Source organism: Streptomyces sp. NPDC017056, from assembly GCF_044332485.1.
GTDB lineage: Bacteria > Actinomycetota > Actinomycetes > Streptomycetales > Streptomycetaceae > Streptomyces.
In genome coordinates this window covers 193,653-209,646 of the sequence record NZ_JBIRPD010000012.1, presented here as the reverse complement: position 1 = coordinate 209,646, position 15,994 = coordinate 193,653, and the positions used below count along the sequence as shown (strand labels likewise).

Here is a 15,994-nt window from a genome sequence, read left to right as displayed (position 1 = left end):
CGGGGGCGTTCGTCCCGTCAGTTCTCCTGGAGGAACTTCTTGGCGAGATCGTCGCCGCGGGACACCGCGTCGCTGTGGCTCTCGATGGGGGACGCCTGCGAGTTCTTGAACAGGATGTAGGTGACGCCGGATTCGGCACCGCCGGTGGCCGGGTCGGGGTCGATGCCGAGGCCCTTGGCGGCCGCGTACGACGCCTCACCGATGATCTTCTCGGGCCCGCTGTCGCCGACGACCGCGTACTCGACCTTGTTCTTGTAGATGATGGCGACGATGCCGCCGCCCTTGATGCCCGCGGACTCGAAGTTCCAGATGCCGCTGACCGAGGGGACGACGACATACGGCAGCTTCTCGGCGTTCAGCGGCTTGCCGTTGGACTGGTTCCAGCGGGTCTCCGGCTGGAACCAGGGGTCGGTGTCCTTGTTGCACTTGGCCGTGACCTGGCCGTCGCAGTCGATGTCCATGTCGGCCTTCCAGAACACGGCGCCCTTCTTGCCGCAGACCGGGACGGTCGCCGGAGTCTCCTCGTCGGTGCGGTACTTGCCGTTGGAGATCTGCGAGCAGTTGGTGACCTTGGCGAGCAGGTCGGCGGCGCTGACCGAGCCCTCCGTGACGCCCGGCCGCGCCGCGGCGGCCTGGGCGGGGGGCTGGGCGGTGGCGGGCAGCGCAGCGGCGGAGAGCAGCGCGGTCGCGGAGGCGGTGGCAAGGGCGAAGGTACGTCTGCGCACAGCGAGACCCCTCTGTTAGGAAAGTTTCCTTACCGAGCGCGCCCAATCTGCTCCCCGCGCCCCCTCCCGTCAACCCCGCACCCCGCCCAACTCGCGCCCCGACAGCCCCATTTGCGCCAGGCACCGTAGCTCCGCACGCCAAGCGCCGCCGCTCCGCACGCCAGGCCCCTCCCCTGCCCACGCCAAGCACCGGCACCATCCACACCAGGCGTCGCCGCTACGCGCTCGCGCCGCCGTTACGCGCTCGCGCCGCCACCGGCCCGTACGAGCCCCGTCTCGTACGCGAGCACCACCGCCTGCACCCGGTCCCGCAGCTCCAGCTTCGTGAGGATGCGGCCCACGTGTGTCTTGACCGTGGCCTCCGACAGCACCAGCTGCGCGGCGATCTCCCCGTTCGAGAGCCCCTGCGCGACCAGCAGCAGCACCTCCCGCTCGCGCTCCGTCAGCCGCCCGAGCTCCGGGCGGACGGGCTCGGCCCCGGTCGCCGGCAGCATCGGCGTGAACCGGTCCAGCAGCCGGCGGGTGGTCGAGGGCGCGACCACCGCGTCGCCGCTCTGGACCGCGCGGATGGCGGCCAGCAGTTCGCTCGGCGGCACGTCCTTGAGCATGAAGCCGCTGGCCCCGGCCTTGAGCGCGGAGAAGGCGTACTCGTCCAGATCGAAGGTGGTCAGGATTAGCACCTTCGGCGCGTCCTCCTGCTGCCCGCCCCCGCAGATCCGGCGGGTGGTCTCCACGCCGTCCAGGTGCGGCATGCGGACGTCCATCAGGATGACGTCGACCTTGGTGTGCCGGAGCACCTCCAGGGCCTCGACCCCGTCCCCCGCCTCGGCGACGACCTCCATGTCGGGCTGCGCGGCCAGCACCATGCGGAAGCCGGTGCGCAAGAGCATCTGGTCGTCGACGAGCATTACGCGGACAGTCATGGCAGGAGGTCCCTTTCAACGGCGGTGCGGGCGGTGGAGCCGGTGGTTCCGGCTCCGGGAGGGCCGGCCGTCGGCGGCGCGGCAACAGGGTACGTACGCGAGCGGAGCGGCCGCAGCGGGCCGGGGCCGGGGGCCGCGGCCCGCCTCACCGGCCCGACTTGAGCGGCAGCACCGCGCTGATCCGGAAGCCTCCTCCCGGCCGCGGGCCCGCGTCCAGGCTGCCGCCGACCATCCCGACCCGCTCGCGCATGCCGATGAGCCCGTGGCCGAGGCCGTCGGCGCCGCCGCCCGAGTACAGCTCGTGCTGGGCGCCCCGCCCGTCGTCCTCGACCAGGAGGTCCAGCTCGGCGTCCTGGTAGGAGAGGCGGACCGTGGCGCCGACGTCCGGGCCGCCGTGCTTGCGGGTGTTCGTCAGCGCTTCCTGCACGATGCGGTACGCGGTCAGTTCGACGCTGCTGGGCAGCGGGCGCGGTTCGCCCGCCACCCGGAAGTCGACGGGCAGTCCGGCCCCCCGCACCTGGTCGATGAGGTCCGCGAGCTGTTCGACGCCTGGCTGCGGTACGTACTCGCCGCCTTCGGGCTGCTCGCCGGTGCGCAGCACGCCCAGCAGGCGGCGCATCTCGGCGAGCGCCTGCCGCCCGGTGTCGGAGATCGTCTCCAGTGCCTGCTTGGCCTGTTCGGGCGCGCTCTCCAGGACGTACGCGGCGCCGTCGGCCTGGACCACCATCACGGACACGTTGTGCGCGACGACGTCGTGCAGCTCGCGGGCGATCCGGGCGCGCTCGGCGGCCACCGCGATCCGCGACTGGGTCTCGCGCTCCTTCTCCAGCCGGGCGGCCTTCTCCTCCAGCTGGGCCCAGTACGCGCGGCGGGTGCGTACCGAGTCGCCGAGCACCCACGCCAGCACGAAGGGGACGGTGAACAGGCCCGTGATGAACAGGGCCTCCGGGATGCTGCGGAGTGTGGGCCCGTTGCCGAACCGGACGACCGAGAGCACCGGGCCGATGAGGGCCCCGGCGAGGGCGACGCGGGAGGCCCAGCGCTGCGTACCGGAGGCGACCGTATAAATGATCACCAGCATCGAGAAGTCGGACAGGTTGGGCGGGATGTTGCACGCCAGCTGCACGGTTCCGGCCACGACCGCCAGCAGCAGCATCTTCCCGGGCGCCTTGCGCCGCAAGGCCACGACCACGCACAGCGAGACGGCGAGGCACAGCTTGACCGCTGTGTTCAGGCCGCTGTGCGCGGTCGCGGACGACACCAGCTCCAGACTGTTGAAGCCGAACAGGAGGACGGCCCAGAAGGTGTCCACTCCTGTCGGATGCCTGCGGAAGAAGTCGTAGAGACGCTGCACGTAACCCAGCGTAGGCAGGGCGTATAGGTGTACGGGTCAACCGGACGGGCGATCCTGCGCGCCGCGAGTACTCCGCAAGGTGGAGACCGGGTGCCACCCGGGTCGCGGTGCCCTCGGGGCGCACCCTTCCCCTCCAGGTCAACGGGTGCCGCGGACCGCTTACCGTGGTGCGGTGACACATGACTGGTGCGGCTGGCGGGACGCCACTGAGCGGGCGCTGTACGGTCCCGGCGGCTTCTACACCAGGGGCGAAGGCCCCGGCCCCGCCGGGCATTTCCGTACCTCCGTGCACGCCTCCCCCCGTTACGCCCAGGCGCTGGCCACGCTCCTGGGCCGCGTCGACGCGTCTCTCGGGCACCCCGGAGAACTGGCGCTGGTGGACGTGGGCGCCGGGCGCGGCGAACTGCTGACCGGCGTACTCGGGGCGCTGCCGGAATCCGTACGCGCCCGCGTGCGCCCGTACGCCGTCGAACGCGCCCCCCGACCCGCCGGCCTCGACGACCGCGTCACCTGGCTCGCCGAGCTGCCCGCCCCCGGCTCCCTGACCGGCCTGCTCTTCGCCAACGAGTGGCTCGACAACGTCCCGGTCGACGTCGCCGAGACCGACGAGGCCGGCGTCCCGCGCCGCGTCCTGGTGCGCGCGGACGGCACCGAACGGCTCGGCGACCCCGTGACCGGCGCGGACGCCGCGTGGCTCGCCCGGTGGTGGCCCGCACCGTACGACGGCCCCGGGCTGCGCGCCGAGATCGGCCACCCCCGGGACACGGCCTGGGCCCGCGCGGTCCGCACCCTGCGCGCCGGCCTCGCCGCCACCGCCGACTACGCGCACACCCGCGACACCCGCCCGCCCTACGGCACCCTCACCGGCTTCCGCGACGGCCGCGAGGTACGCCCCGTACCCGACGGCAGCTGCGACATCACCTCCCACGTCGCCCTGGACGCCTGCGCTGGCCCCGGCGCCGAACACCTCACCCAGCGGCAGGCGCTGCGCGCCCTCGGCGTCGACGGCAGCCGCCCGCCCCTCGCCCTCGCCTCCAGCGACCCGGCCGCCTACGTACGGGCCCTCGGCTCGGCGGGCGCGGCGGCCGAGCTGACCGACCCGGCGGGCCTGGGCGCCTTCGGCTGGCTCCTGCAACCGGTCGGCGGCAGTTGTACGGGGCTGCTCGCCCCCTGAGAGCCTGCGTCGTCACCCCGCCACACCGAACTGCAAGACTGTCCCCATGACGGAGACCACGGTCGGCATCGGCGGCGCGGCGGAGAGCACCGACATGGTGCTGAACATCGGCCCGCAGCACCCCTCCACGCACGGCGTGCTGCGGCTGCGCCTCGTCCTGGACGGCGAGCGCATCCAGCACGCCGAACCCGTGATCGGCTACATGCACCGCGGCGCCGAGAAGCTCTTCGAGGCGCGCGACTACCGGCAGATCATCATGCTCGCCAACCGTCACGACTGGCTGTCGGCCTTCTCCAACGAGCTGGGCGTCGTCCTGGGCGTGGAGCGGATGCTCGGCATGGAGGTCCCCGAGCGCGCCGTGTGGACCCGTACGCTCCTCGCCGAGCTGAACCGGGTCCTCAACCACCTGATGTTCCTCGGCTCCTACCCCCTGGAGCTGGGCGGCATCACGCCCGTCTTCCACGCCTTCCGCGAGCGCGAAGAGCTCCAGAACGTGATGGAGGAGATCTCCGGCGGCCGGATGCACTACATGTTCAACCGCGTCGGCGGCCTCAAGGAGGACCTGCCGGCCGGCTGGCTCGGCCGCGCCCGGCACGCCGTCTCCGAGGTCCGCTCCCGGATGGACGTCTTCGACCGGCTGGTTCTCGGCAACGAGATCTTCCGCGGCCGTACCCGCGGCATCGGCGTGCTGAGCCGCGAGGCGGTGCACGCGTACGGCGTCTCCGGGCCGATCGCCCGCGCCTCCGGCGTCGACTTCGACCTGCGCCGCGACGAGCCGTACCTCGCGTACGCGGAACTCCAGGACACGCTGGAGGTGGTGACCCGCGAGGAAGGCGACTGCCTGGCCCGCTTCGAATGCCTCCTGGACCAGACCCACAACTCCCTGGACCTGGCCGACGCCTGCCTGGACCGGATCGCGGACCTGCCGCCGGGGCCGATCAACCAGCGCCTCCCGAAGGTCCTCAAGGCGCCCGAGGGCACGACCTACGCCTGGACCGAGAACCCGCTCGGCATCAACGGCTACTACCTGGTCTCCAAGGGCGAGAAGACCCCGTACCGCCTCAAGCTGCGCTCGGCCTCGTACAACAACATCCAGGCGCTCACCGAGCTGCTGCCGGGCACCCTGGTCGCCGACATGGTCGCCATCCTCGGCTCGCTCTTCTTCGTGGTCGGCGACATCGACAAGTAGCCGCGCGGGCCGGGGCGCGCGCTACGTACGGGTCCGCGGGCGCTCCCGGTGCCACGCGGTGACGCCCAGCTTGCCGGTGGTGCCGAGGTCGACGTGTTCGCGCACGGTCTGCGGCCCGCCGCCGCCCTCGGCCGGTGTGATGTCCAGGAAGGCGCCGTTCGTGGCGGGCACCGTCGCGTCCGTGACCAGGTTGCGCCACATCAGTACGGCCACGGCCCGCTCGCCCGGCTTGAGCGTCAGCGGTTCGGGGCCGACGTCGTCGACGACGTCCGAGCCGTGGCTGATCTTCACGTCCAGCGGCTTGCGCTGCTCGTCCAGCACGCGGATGCCCGCGTAGCCGTTGACCTCGTAGGGGCGCGTCCCGCAGTTGGTCAGGGTGATGTTCATGGCGCGGGTGCCCATGGCTGCGTCCACCTGTGAACCCTTGATGACGACGCCGCTCCCCGGGCAGGCGGGCGCGGACGCGGAGGGCTTGGCCTCCGGGGCCGTCCGCGGCTTCGGCGCGGGCTCCGCCGAACAGCCGGCGGTGGCCAGCGCCGCGGCGGCGAGCACGGCGGCAAGCGCGTTCCGTACCGCCGGCTTGTCCACTGCCCCACCCCGCGCTGTCACCCGTCACTGATCGCCCGTCAGCGTACCCGCCGAAGCAGTGCCCGCCGGTCGGACGGATTACCGCGTGGCCTTAAGAGACCTCAGGTGCCGCCGCAGCACCGCCCGCTGGGCTTCGGGGGTGACGTACTCGGGCTCCAGCATCGCCCGGAGGTTGAGCCCGTCCAGCAGGGCGGACAGCCGCAGGACCTCCAGGTCGACGTCCAGGTCCGCCGGCAGGCCGCCCGCCTTCTGCGCCTCGCGCAGCACCCGGGACAGCAGAGCCCGCGTCCCGGTTTCCATCTCGACGGCGCAGACCCGCAGTTCGGGACGGGTACGGGCCGCGCCGCAGAACGCCGCCCAGAGCACCGCTTCCCGGTACCGCTCGTCGTCCAGGGCGAGGAACTCGCCGATCAGCTCCTCCACCTCGGCCGGGCGCTCGTGGTGCGCCGCCGGGTCGAGCAGGCGGTCCACGTGCGCGCGTACGCGCCGGTCGATGCGCGCGCTCAGCTCCCGCATCGTGAAGAGCAGCAGTTCGTCGTGGTCACGGAAGTAGTGCCGCACCGATCCGACGGCCAGTCCGGCGGCTTCGGCGACGTTGCGCAGCGAGGCGCCTTCCACCCCTTCGCGTGCGACGACGCGCAGGACGGCGTCGGCGACGGCCTGGCGGCGGGCCTCAGGGTCAACGATCTTCGGCATATTGCCATTGTGGCACGACCGAGCTAAATTGTTTTTGGCACGCCTGAGCTAAATAAGGCCCGCGCTCCGGCGCTCGGGCCACACCAAGGGGGAACATCAGTGAACGGCTGGCTGCTCGCGGCGATCGTCGCCGTGGTCCTCGTCCTCGTGATCGCCAAGCGCCTGAAGGGCGAACCGGTCACCGTACGCGACCTGTTCGCCGGCCCGGCCGTCCTGACCGGCCTCGGCGTCCTCTTCGTCACCAAGGCCGACGACGTGACGGGAACCGACATCGCCTGGGTGGTCCCCGGCGCCCTCCTGGGCCTCGCCCTCGGCGCCGCGCGCGGCCTCATGGTCCGGCTCTTCGAACAGGACGGCACCTTGTGGCAGCGCTACACGGGCCGCACCTTCCTCGTCGTCGTCGCGTCGCTGCTGGTGTCCGCGGGCTACGGGGTCTTCGCCGAGCACATGGGCATGCACGCCAGCGCGCGCCCGGTCCAACTCACCATCGGCGTCAGCTTTCTGGGCGAGTCCCTGATGATCTACTACCGCGGACGGAAAACGGCCGTACCGTTCGCGCCGGAGGCACCCTCTCTTGACCTTCGCGGCCTGCTCGGACGCCGGCACCGGTAGCGGACGCCGCGGTACGGCGGCCCGGGCTCAGGCGGCGGCGAGCAGGGCGGACGCCACCGCCTTGGCGCGGTGGGCAGGCGCCGCCGAGCGTTCGCGCAGGGCGGTGACCTGGGCTCCGTCGATCAACAGCACCAGCTGCTCGGCCAGTTCCCGCGTGGCGCGGGTGTACCCGGCCTCGGCGAGCAGCCCGGCGACGTACGAGGCCAGCGTGCGCTTGTGGGCGGCGGCGGCACGGTGCGCCGGGCTGGCCGGGTCGGCGATCTCCACCATCGTGTTGATGGCGGCACAGCCGCGGTAGTCGTCGGACCCGAAACGTTCGGCCAGGGCGTCGAAGAGGGCGAGCGGCGTGCCGCCCCGCTCGGCGACCGCGGCGTGCAGCCAGTCGAACCAGCGCTGCCCATGGCCGTCGACCACCGCCACGACCAGGTCGTCCTTGCTCGCGAAGTGCCGGTAGAACGAGGCCCGGCCCACCCCGGAGGCGGCGAGCAGCCGCTCGACGCCGACGGCGCGGATGCCCTCGGCGTAGAAGAGTTCCTCGGCTGCCCTGACGAGTCGTTCGCGGGCGTTGGTCGGCATACGGCCACGATAACCAACCTTGACTCCCAACGGAACCGATCGGTACCGTCTCGCCATCCCACCAGACGGTACTGATCGGTACCATTTCGGAGTCGGAGACCACATGCCCGGCAACAGCGCGCCCCACCCCGCACCCCAGCCAACCGGCGCGACCGGCTCAGGCGGCTCAGGCGGCTCAGGCGGCTCGGGCGGCTCGGGCGGCTGGCGCGTTAACGCGACGCTGCTCGCCCTCGGCACGTTCGTGGTCGGCACCGACGCCTTCGTGATCGCCGGCGTCCTCCCCGGAATCGCCGCCGACCTGCACATCGGGCTCGGCGCCGCCGGTCAGCTCGTCACCGTGTTCGCCATCGCCTACGCGGTGCTCTCACCCCTCCTGGCGGCGTGCACCGCAGGCTGGTCCCGGCGTGCCGTCCTGCTCACGGCGCTGATCGTCTTCGCACTCGGCAACGCGGCCACCGCCCTCGCCCCCACCTACCCCGCCGCGCTCGCCGCCCGCGTCGTCGCGGCGGCCGGCGCCGCGCTCTACACCCCGAACGCCTCGGCCACCGCCGCGGCGCTCGCCGGCGAGACGGCACGCGGACGCGCCTTCGCGCTCGTGAACACCGGCCTGACCTCCGCACTGGTCCTCGGGGCGCCGCTGGGCACCGCCGTCGGCGGCGCATACGGCTGGCGGACCACGATGTGGCTGGTCACCGTCCTGCCCCTGCTCGTCATACCGCTGCTCGCCGCCCGCCTGCCGCGCGTACGCATCGACACACCGCGCGGCCTACGCCGCCGACTGGCGCCGCTGGCGGACCGCGGGGTCCTCTACACGCTGGTGATCACCGTCGTGGTGTTCGTCGGGATCTACCTGCCCTTCGAGTACATCAGCGCGGTGTACGCGCCGGTGCTCGGCCGCGGCGACGGGGGCGTTGACGGAGGCGGCGGCGGGGGCCTGGCGGCCGTGCTGCTCCTGGTCTTCGGCCTCACCGGTACGGCGGGGAACCTGGTCGCCGGGCACCTCGCCGACCGGTTCGGGCCCCGGCGGGTGGTGCTCGCCGCCGCACTCGCGCTCGCCGCGGTCTTCGCACTCGTACCGCTGTGCAGGGACTGGCTGCCCAGCGCGCTGGTCGCGGTGGCGGTGTCCGGCTGGGTGTCGTTCTCGGTGACCACTCCGCAGCAACACCGGATCGCCGCGCTCGCCCCGCAGGCGCAGGCCGTGGTCGTCTCCCTGAACGCGGCCGCCATCTACCTGGCCGTGTCCCTGGCGGGCGGGCTGGGCGGCCTCGGGCTGGAGACGGTGGGCGCGGCCCGGCTGCCCTGGCTGGCCGCCGGATTCGCCCTGGCCGCCGCCGCACTGACGGCAGTCCACCGCCCACGCGCGGAGCGGAAGGCTCGGGAGGCCGGAGTGGCTTGAGGAGGCGGGAGTGAGTTGGGAGGCGGGAGCGGCTTAACGGCCGCCCCCGCGTCCCCTACGTGTACGTGCTGTACGTGCGGAACGGTCGGTCAGGAGGACACGGCGCTGCGCAGTTCCGCCATGTCGATCTGCTCGGTCTCGTCGTGGGCGGTCAGGTCGATGACCTCGCCCGAGGCCGCCTCCCCGTCCTCCGCCGCGCCGTCCGTGCTGTCCGCCGCCTTGGAAGCCGTCCCGGAAGCCGTCTCGCCAGCCGCCTCGGCAGCCGCGCCCGGCTCCCGTTCGGCGGCGGGCTTCGCGTCGTCCGTCGTACGGGCCTGGCCGCGCGCCGACTGCTCGGCCACCGCCTCGTCGCCGACCACGTCGGCCAGGTCCTCCTCCAGCTGCCTGACCGGCTTGGGCCGCCGCGTCACGGTCGACGGGCCTCCCGCGGCCGGGGCGGCGCCCGCTACGGCGCCGGTGCCCGTGGCCGTACCGAAGAAGTCGAAGCCGCCCTGCGCGCGGGAGGCGGGCACGCTCCGGCCCGCCACGGGCGCGACGACGGCCGCGGCAGCGGGCACCGGCCGCAGGCCGTGCGCCACCGGCGCGGTCGCCTCGGCGGCGTCCCGGCCCTCGACGGCGTCCCGGCCCCGGACCGTACGGTTCTCAGCCGTGCGGTCCTCAGCCGTGCGGTCCTCGGCCGTACGGTCCTCGGCCGTGCGGGCAGGCTCGCGCGGCGCCGGCACGGTGTCGCGGGCGGTCTTCTCCCCGCTGGTCTCCCGGGCGCTCTCCCCGGCGGTCTCCCCGGCGGTCTCCTGGGCGGCGGCCTGACGGGCCGGGACCTGGTCGGCCGCTGGCTCCGTGGCCGCCACGGGATTCCCCTGGCCGTCCTCACCGTCCTGGTCCTGCGCGCGCTCCGCCTGGCGGGCCGCGTTGCGCGGCAGGTGCCGCAGCGCCTCGGCCGCCCGGTGGTACATCACCGTGGTGAGCGCGCCCGGCGCGGCCTCCGACGGGTCCGCCGAGGCCCCGGACGTCAGCTCCCCGGCCGGGCCGCCCGCCTCGATCGCGAGGAGGCGGCGGCCTTCCAGGGCGCTGGCACGCTCGGTCTCGGCGGTGGCGTAGCGGCGCAGCAGCTCGGCGTGCTCGCTGCGCAGGCGGGCCAGCTCGGCCCGCTTGGACCGCAGCTTGGTGTCCAGCCTGCCGCGGATCTCGCGGGACTCCTCAAGATCCGTTTCGAGCTCGGCTATCCGCTCGTCGGTCTTCCACTCGTCCCGCACCCGGGCCTTCTTCAGCTCGGCGACGCTCTTGCCCGCCGTACGGTCCCAGGTGCGCAGCAGCACGGAGCCGGTGACCGCGGCGGCCGCCGCGCCCGTGGCGAGCACGCGCTGTACCAGGTCATCACCGACGAACCAGGCGCCCGAGGCGCAGACGACGGAAGCACCGGCGACCGTCACTGGGGGAAGAAGCCGGTGCAGGGGTGGCGAATGGCGGTGGCGTCCTCGTGGCATGGCCTGAAACTTACCGTGCGTGCGGAGCTTATGGGGCCCCGCCCGCCGATCCGTATCCCGGTGGTTACTTCTTCACCAGCCCCTTCGACTCCAGAAATGCGCTCGCGACATCAGCGGGCTTCTGCCGTTCGGCGTCGACCTTGCGGTTCAGCTCGATCAGATCGCCGGTCGTCAGCTTGTCCGTGAGCTTGCCGAGAGCCGTCTCGATCTCCTTGTCGCCGGCGCTCCCGGCATTCACCACGGGCAGCACGTTGTCGGCATTCTGGAGCTTCTTGTCGTCCTTCAACAGCACCAGTCCGAAGTTGTCGAGCGTGGCGTCCGTGGTCGTGGTCAGCACCATCTGGTCCGTGCCGTCCTTGACGGCCTGCTTGGCCTGCGGGGTGCCGACACCCTTCGGGTCGATGCCCGTCACGTCTATCCCGTACGTCTTCTCCAGACCCGGCTTGCAGTACGGCCGTGTCTCGCACTCCTCGCCCGCCGCCAGCTTGATCTTCTGCTGGGACCGGCCGAGGTCGGAGAGCGTCTTGAGGTGGTAGCGGTCGGCGAATTCCTTCGTCACCGCGAACGCGTTCTGGTCCGTCGCCTTCCCGGCCGGCAGCACCTTCAGTCCGCGGGGCGTGGCGAGCGCCTTCAACGCCTCGACCGTCTTGCCGATGTCGCTGGAGGCGACGGGCTTCGGGTTGGGGCCGTTCTTCTTGGCGTTGAGGAATTCGGCGAGGGTCGAGGCGTATTCCGGCACGACGTCGATCTGGCCCTTCTCCAGCGCCGGTTCGTACAGCTCGCGATTGGCGAGAGTCTTGACGGTGGCGTGGTATCCCGCATCGTTAAGGATCTTGGAATAGATCTCGGCGAGCACCTTCGACTCGGTGAAACCGGCCGACCCGACGACGATGTCCCCCTTCCCGCCACCGCTCTTCGCGCCGCCCTTCTCCTCCAGGCTCTTGCCCCCGCACGCGGCCAGCCCGCCGGCCAGCGCGAACACCGCGCCCGCGGCCAGCGCGGTACGGGCCGCGCGGCGTGTACGGGCCGCGCCTGCCGCGCGGACGGCGCGCGCGGCACCGAATGTCTTGTGGCTGTCCTTGGCCTGATCCTGATCCTGGCCCTGGTTCATACCGGTTCACCATCCAGTGGGAGAGAAGGAAAAAGTCTGTGTACGGGGACGTGGGCCGGTACGTACGGCCGGCCTGGCGCGGCCCCGCACCCGGCCGGCGGCCGCCGTCAGGCCGGGCTCGCGGCCGCGGACGCGTCGCCACCCGGCGTACGCGTCGTGCGCGACCGCCCCCGCCGCATCGGGTCGAAGGCCCGGTCCGTCAGCACCAGCAGCCCTTCGACCACCAGCGCCAGCACGGCCACCAGCACCGCGCCCGCCACCACCTGCGGCGTGTTGTAGTTGCCGAACCCGGCGGTGATGATGCGGCCGAGGCCGCCACCACCCGCCAGCGCGGCCAGCGTCGCCGTGGCCACGACCTGGACGCCGGCCGACCGCAGCCCCGTCATGATCAACGGGTACGCGAGCGGCAGCTCGACCCGCAGCAGCACCTGCGGCCCCGACATGCCCATCCCGCGCGCCGCCTCGACCACGTCCCGGTCGGCCTCCCGCATGCCCACATACGCGTTGGTCAGCAGCGGCGGCACCGCGAACAGCACCAGCGCGATGATCGTCGGCCAGTCCCCCGCCGTACCGAGCGGACTGAGCGTCAGCAGGACCAGTACGGCGAACGTCGGCACCGCGCGCCCGACATTGGAGATGTTGACCGCCAGTGCCCCGCCCTTGCCGATGTGGCCCAGGTACAGGGCGACCGGCAGGGCTATCAGGCAGGAGATCGCCAGGCACATCGCACTGAGGTAGACGTGCTCGCCGAGCCGGTGCCACACCCCCTTCTCCCCCGCCCAGTTGGCCGAGGTCGCCAGCCAGTCCCACGCTCCGGTTATCGCGTCCATCGCCTCAGGCCACCGCCTTCTTCGCCCGACCCGCCGACCGTTGCTCGCGCCGCGCGCGGGCCCGCGCCCGAGCCTGCGCCCGGGTCCACGGCGTCAGCAGCCTTTGCAGACCTATCAACAGGACGTCGGCGACCACCGCCAGCAGCACGCACAGCACCGAGGCCGTGAGCACCTCCGCCTTGAAGAAGCCCTCCATGCCGCTGGATATGAGGTTGCCGAGACCGCCGTAGCCCACCACGGCGCCGATCGTCGTCATCGCCACCGTCGAGACCGTGGCGATGCGCAGACCCGCCGTCAACGCGGGCAGCGCCAGCGGGAGTTCGACGCCGAAGAGCAGCTTCACGGGGCCGTACCCCATGCCGCGCGCCGCCTCGCGCACCTCCTGCGGCACCGAGTCCAGCCCCGCCAGGATGTTCCGCACCAGGATGGTCAGCGAATACAGCACCAGGCCCGTGACGACCACGGCGGCCGAGACCCCGAAGACCGGTGTCAGCAAGGCGAACATCGCCAGCGAAGGAACCGTATACAAGATCGTCGTCAGCCCGAGCACCGGACCGGCGGCGGCCCGCCAGCGGCGGGCCACCAGCGCCAGCGGAAAGGCGATCAGCAGCCCTATCAGCACCGACACGAGCGTGATGCCCACATGCTGGACGGTCGCGTCCAGCAATTCCCGGCTGCGTGTCCGGACGTACTCACCGCAGATCCAGTCGTTCGCCTCAAGGCAGCCCTGCGCACTCACCCGCGGTCACCTCCCCCGCCCTGTCGCTCACATTTTCGGTGACTGTCTGCGACCCTATCCCCCACCACTGACAATCCGACCGGCCCGCCATCCAGTCGTAACAAGACACACGCGACGGGACGGATACCGCGGGTAGGAGCCGGGAAGCACAGCGCGCCTACCCGGCCGGCGACCGTCCACACTGGGGAACCCACCATGATCCGTTTCGAGCACGTCACCAAGAGCTACGCCGACGGCACCACCGCCGTCGACGACCTCTCGTTCGAGGTCGCGGAGGGCGAGCTGGTCACGCTCGTCGGGCCGTCGGGCTGCGGCAAGACCACGACGATGAAGATGGTCAACCGGCTCATCGAGCCGACGAGCGGTCACATATACCTGGACGGCGCGGACATAGCGACCATCGATCCCGTCGAACTGCGCCGCCGCATCGGCTACGTCATCCAGCAGGTCGGCCTCTTCCCGCACAAGACCGTGCTGGACAACACCGCGACCGTCCCGCACCTGCTCGGCTGGCCTCGCAAGAAGGCCAGGGACCGCGCCGCCGAACTCCTCGACCTGGTCGGCCTCGACCCGTCGCTGCACGGAGACCGCTACCCCGACCAGCTCTCCGGCGGCCAGCGGCAGCGCGTCGGCGTCGCCCGCGCGCTCGCCGCCGACCCGCCCGTGCTGCTGATGGACGAGCCGTTCGGGGCGGTCGACCCGGTCGTGCGCGAACACCTCCAGACGGAGTTCCTGCGGCTGCAGTCCACGCTTCACAAGACGGTGCTCTTCGTCACCCACGACATCGAGGAAGCGGTACGGCTCGGGGACCGCATCGCCGTCTACGGGGCGGGGCGCGTCGAGCAGTTCGACACCCCGGCCACGGTGCTCGGGGCGCCGGCCACCCCGTACGTCGCGGAGTTCGTCGGGGCCGACCGGGGGCTCAAGCGGCTGTCGGTGACGCCGATCGAGACGGGCGACCTGGAGCAGCCGCCGGTGGTCCGGCTCGACGACGACGCCGCGCGGGCCGCGGCGCGGCTGGCCGAGGAGGGCGCGGCGTGGGCCGTGGTGCTCGACGCGGACGGCGGGCTGCACGGGTGGGTCTCGGCGGTGGGACTGGGCGCCGCGGGCCCCGAGGGCGCCGCGGGGCAGGAGAAGGCCGGAGGCGAGGTGCGGGACCACGCCCGGCGTATGGACGCGTGGCTGCCGCTCGGCGCGCCGCTGAAGCAGGCGTTCAGCACGATGCTCCAGCACGACGCGGGGTGGATCGCGGTCCTGGAGGGGGAACGGTTCCTCGGTGTACTGACGCCGGCGTCGCTGCACGCCGCGCTGCGGCGGTCCACGGCGGCGGACGCGGGGCACCTGGCGCGGGACGAGGTCGTGGTGGAGAGCGTGCCGGGCGCGTAGCCACACCGGGGAGCGGGCGGCAGGGGCGGCCGGGCCGGGCTCACATGCCGCGGTCCGGGCCGCTCCACGGCACCGGCCGTTCGCCGGCGGTCATCGGGAGGCGGCACAGCCGCACCGGGCCGGGGTAGAAGGCGGAGCTGTTGGGCCCTGCCATGTCCTCGCCGATCAGGTAGCGGTGAAGCCACTCGGCGAAGCTCATGTCGTACCGCGCCCAGCCGCCGTCCTCGTACCCGATCAGGAGCCACGGGGCGGGCCCGCACGCGTCGACGAGGAAGACCTCCTCCCCGCGGTCGGTGCCCGCTAGGGGCCACAGCCCGTCGCGGGTGCCGAAGCTCAGCTCCTCCAGCCCACACAGCAGGCGCGGGTCCTCGTCCGCGCTCAGGCCCTCCCAGTCCACCTCGGACCAGGCCAGGACCGAGTCCTGTATCCACCGGCCCAGGTTCCAGCGCTCGGTTGCCGGGTGGTGCAAATACAGGTGGCTGTTGAGGTGTACGGGGGCGTACGCGTCCACGAGGGTCCGGAAGTCGGACGGCAGCCGGAAACCGAGTTCCGCGTGCAGCCGCTCCCAGGCGGCGGGGTCCGCGTAGCGGTTCTCGGCAGGGCCGAGCATCGCCATGACGGCGGCCAGATGATCGGTCACGGTGTTCCGCCGGCTCCTAGGCCGGGCTTGCCCCCGCCTCGTCGTCGTCCTCCGGGAGCTTGCAGACGCGCTCCAGGAAGATGGCGGCCACCACCACCGCGGCGCCCGCGAGGACCGAGAAGCCGGCGTAGATGGCCTGGTCGCGGCGGGGGTCGACGTCCAGTCCCGCGGTCAGCAGGAAGACGCCGACGCCGCCGTAGAGGCCGGACACCAGGGAGGCCACCAGGGCGCTCGCCTGGCCGAAGACGACGGCGCGGGCGGCGACCAGCGGGTCGACGCCCTTGGCGCCGGCCCTGCGCTCGCGCTGGGCGTTCAGGCGGGCGCGCAGGGACAGGGCGGTGGCGGCCAGTACGGCGGCGATCAGGGCCAGCACGACGGGGGCCGCCAGCGGCACGCTGGGCAGCGTGCCGAAGGAGTCCCACATCCGGGCGCCGGCCCACGCCAGCACCCCGGCCGCCAGGAACAGCCCGACCAGCACCTTGATGTGTAGCTGCTTCACCGAGCGTTCGCCCCTCGTGCCCTCGTCCTCGTACGTGTGCGGATCGTGTGCCGGCCGGTACGGACCGCGGGC

Annotated in this window: 17 protein-coding genes; 5 read left to right on the top strand and 12 right to left on the bottom strand. The window is 72.5% G+C overall.

The genetic code is table 11. The annotated features are described in order from the left end of the window. Window positions 1–17 precede the first annotated feature (17 nt). The 3 genes from ACH4OW_RS23510 to ACH4OW_RS23500 form a co-directional block, all read right to left on the bottom strand. Window positions 18–725, bottom strand: a complete 708-nt coding sequence (locus tag ACH4OW_RS23510; protein ID WP_398029901.1) for a glycoside hydrolase family 75 protein — start codon at window positions 723–725, stop codon at window positions 18–20. Between the two features lie 236 nt (window positions 726–961). Continuing rightward, the gene (locus ACH4OW_RS23505) at window positions 962–1,648 is read right to left on the bottom strand and encodes a response regulator (protein ID WP_398029900.1); all 687 of its coding nucleotides are present in this window, start codon (window positions 1,646–1,648) and stop codon (window positions 962–964) included. 145 nt (window positions 1,649–1,793) lie between these two features. Beyond that, the gene (locus ACH4OW_RS23500; RefSeq protein WP_398029899.1) at window positions 1,794–3,002 is read right to left on the bottom strand and encodes a sensor histidine kinase; all 1,209 of its coding nucleotides are present in this window, start codon (window positions 3,000–3,002) and stop codon (window positions 1,794–1,796) included. A gap of 172 nt (window positions 3,003–3,174) precedes the next feature. Here ACH4OW_RS23500 and ACH4OW_RS23495 point away from each other — a divergent pair, with 172 nt between their 5' ends. Next, entirely contained in the window at window positions 3,175–4,176 is a 1,002-nt protein-coding gene (locus tag ACH4OW_RS23495) for an SAM-dependent methyltransferase (protein ID WP_398029898.1), read from the top strand. Window positions 4,177–4,222: 46 nt separating this feature from the next. After that, window positions 4,223–5,365, top strand: coding sequence for an NADH-quinone oxidoreductase subunit D (locus ACH4OW_RS23490; protein WP_360136751.1), 1,143 nt, complete (start codon window positions 4,223–4,225; stop codon window positions 5,363–5,365). A gap of 21 nt (window positions 5,366–5,386) precedes the next feature. On the opposite strand, the gene ACH4OW_RS23485 is transcribed toward ACH4OW_RS23490, so the two are convergent. Together ACH4OW_RS23485 and ACH4OW_RS23480 are read right to left on the bottom strand one after the other, a co-directional pair. Then, window positions 5,387–5,953, bottom strand: coding sequence for a DUF4232 domain-containing protein (locus tag ACH4OW_RS23485; RefSeq protein ID WP_398029897.1), 567 nt, complete (start codon window positions 5,951–5,953; stop codon window positions 5,387–5,389). 78 nt (window positions 5,954–6,031) lie between these two features. After that, window positions 6,032–6,649 (bottom strand): TetR/AcrR family transcriptional regulator, encoded by a 618-nt coding sequence (locus ACH4OW_RS23480; RefSeq protein ID WP_398029896.1) that lies wholly within the window; start codon window positions 6,647–6,649, stop codon window positions 6,032–6,034. A 99-nt stretch (window positions 6,650–6,748) separates the two neighbouring features. On the opposite strand from ACH4OW_RS23480, the gene ACH4OW_RS23475 reads away from it, so the two are divergent. Then, window positions 6,749–7,261, top strand: coding sequence for a DUF1453 domain-containing protein (locus tag ACH4OW_RS23475; protein WP_398029895.1), 513 nt, complete (start codon window positions 6,749–6,751; stop codon window positions 7,259–7,261). Window positions 7,262–7,288: 27 nt separating this feature from the next. Here the strand turns inward: ACH4OW_RS23475 and ACH4OW_RS23470 are convergent, their stop codons facing one another. Beyond that, window positions 7,289–7,837: a TetR/AcrR family transcriptional regulator gene (locus ACH4OW_RS23470; protein WP_360136747.1), complete on the bottom strand. Its 549-nt coding sequence runs from the start codon at window positions 7,835–7,837 to the stop codon at window positions 7,289–7,291. 103 nt (window positions 7,838–7,940) lie between these two features. Between ACH4OW_RS23470 and ACH4OW_RS23465 the strand changes: the two genes are divergently transcribed. After that, the gene (locus ACH4OW_RS23465) at window positions 7,941–9,233 is read left to right on the top strand and encodes an MFS transporter (RefSeq protein ID WP_398029894.1); all 1,293 of its coding nucleotides are present in this window, start codon (window positions 7,941–7,943) and stop codon (window positions 9,231–9,233) included. A gap of 89 nt (window positions 9,234–9,322) precedes the next feature. On the opposite strand, the gene ACH4OW_RS23460 is transcribed toward ACH4OW_RS23465, so the two are convergent. The 4 genes from ACH4OW_RS23460 to ACH4OW_RS23445 form a co-directional block, all read right to left on the bottom strand. Continuing rightward, complete coding sequence (locus ACH4OW_RS23460; RefSeq protein WP_398029893.1) at window positions 9,323–10,663, bottom strand: hypothetical protein; 1,341 nt, start codon at window positions 10,661–10,663, stop codon at window positions 9,323–9,325. 118 nt (window positions 10,664–10,781) lie between these two features. Beyond that, complete coding sequence (locus ACH4OW_RS23455) at window positions 10,782–11,828, bottom strand: ABC transporter substrate-binding protein (RefSeq protein WP_398029892.1); 1,047 nt, start codon at window positions 11,826–11,828, stop codon at window positions 10,782–10,784. 107 nt (window positions 11,829–11,935) lie between these two features. Next, the gene (locus ACH4OW_RS23450; protein WP_360136743.1) at window positions 11,936–12,658 is read right to left on the bottom strand and encodes an ABC transporter permease subunit; all 723 of its coding nucleotides are present in this window, start codon (window positions 12,656–12,658) and stop codon (window positions 11,936–11,938) included. Window positions 12,659–12,662: 4 nt separating this feature from the next. After that, window positions 12,663–13,397 (bottom strand): ABC transporter permease, encoded by a 735-nt coding sequence (locus ACH4OW_RS23445; RefSeq protein ID WP_360136742.1) that lies wholly within the window; start codon window positions 13,395–13,397, stop codon window positions 12,663–12,665. 195 nt (window positions 13,398–13,592) lie between these two features. Here ACH4OW_RS23445 and ACH4OW_RS23440 point away from each other — a divergent pair, with 195 nt between their 5' ends. Continuing rightward, on the top strand, window positions 13,593–14,783 hold the full coding sequence (locus tag ACH4OW_RS23440; RefSeq protein ID WP_398029891.1) for an ABC transporter ATP-binding protein: 1,191 nt from the start codon (window positions 13,593–13,595) through the stop codon (window positions 14,781–14,783). Between the two features lie 40 nt (window positions 14,784–14,823). On the opposite strand, the gene ACH4OW_RS23435 is transcribed toward ACH4OW_RS23440, so the two are convergent. Beyond that, window positions 14,824–15,423: an SMI1/KNR4 family protein gene (locus ACH4OW_RS23435; protein ID WP_398029890.1), complete on the bottom strand. Its 600-nt coding sequence runs from the start codon at window positions 15,421–15,423 to the stop codon at window positions 14,824–14,826. Between the two features lie 16 nt (window positions 15,424–15,439). After that, window positions 15,440–15,922 (bottom strand): DUF3180 domain-containing protein, encoded by a 483-nt coding sequence (locus tag ACH4OW_RS23430; RefSeq protein WP_360136739.1) that lies wholly within the window; start codon window positions 15,920–15,922, stop codon window positions 15,440–15,442. Window positions 15,923–15,994: the final 72 nt, after the last annotated feature.

What these genes read in the sequence shown, in the direction of transcription:
- ACH4OW_RS23505 (WP_398029900.1), bottom strand. Translation starts at nt 1,648, where the DNA reads ATGACTGTCCGCGTAATGCTCGTCGACGACCAGATGCTCTTGCGCACC.
- ACH4OW_RS23440 (WP_398029891.1), top strand. Translation starts at nt 13,593, where the DNA reads ATGATCCGTTTCGAGCACGTCACCAAGAGCTACGCCGACGGCACCACC.
- ACH4OW_RS23465 (WP_398029894.1), top strand. Translation starts at nt 7,941, where the DNA reads ATGCCCGGCAACAGCGCGCCCCACCCCGCACCCCAGCCAACCGGCGCG.
- ACH4OW_RS23455 (WP_398029892.1), bottom strand. Translation starts at nt 11,828, where the DNA reads ATGAACCAGGGCCAGGATCAGGATCAGGCCAAGGACAGCCACAAGACA.
- ACH4OW_RS23490 (WP_360136751.1), top strand. Translation starts at nt 4,223, where the DNA reads ATGACGGAGACCACGGTCGGCATCGGCGGCGCGGCGGAGAGCACCGAC.
- ACH4OW_RS23470 (WP_360136747.1), bottom strand. Translation starts at nt 7,837, where the DNA reads ATGCCGACCAACGCCCGCGAACGACTCGTCAGGGCAGCCGAGGAACTC.
- ACH4OW_RS23480 (WP_398029896.1), bottom strand. Translation starts at nt 6,649, where the DNA reads ATGCCGAAGATCGTTGACCCTGAGGCCCGCCGCCAGGCCGTCGCCGAC.
- ACH4OW_RS23450 (WP_360136743.1), bottom strand. Translation starts at nt 12,658, where the DNA reads ATGGACGCGATAACCGGAGCGTGGGACTGGCTGGCGACCTCGGCCAAC.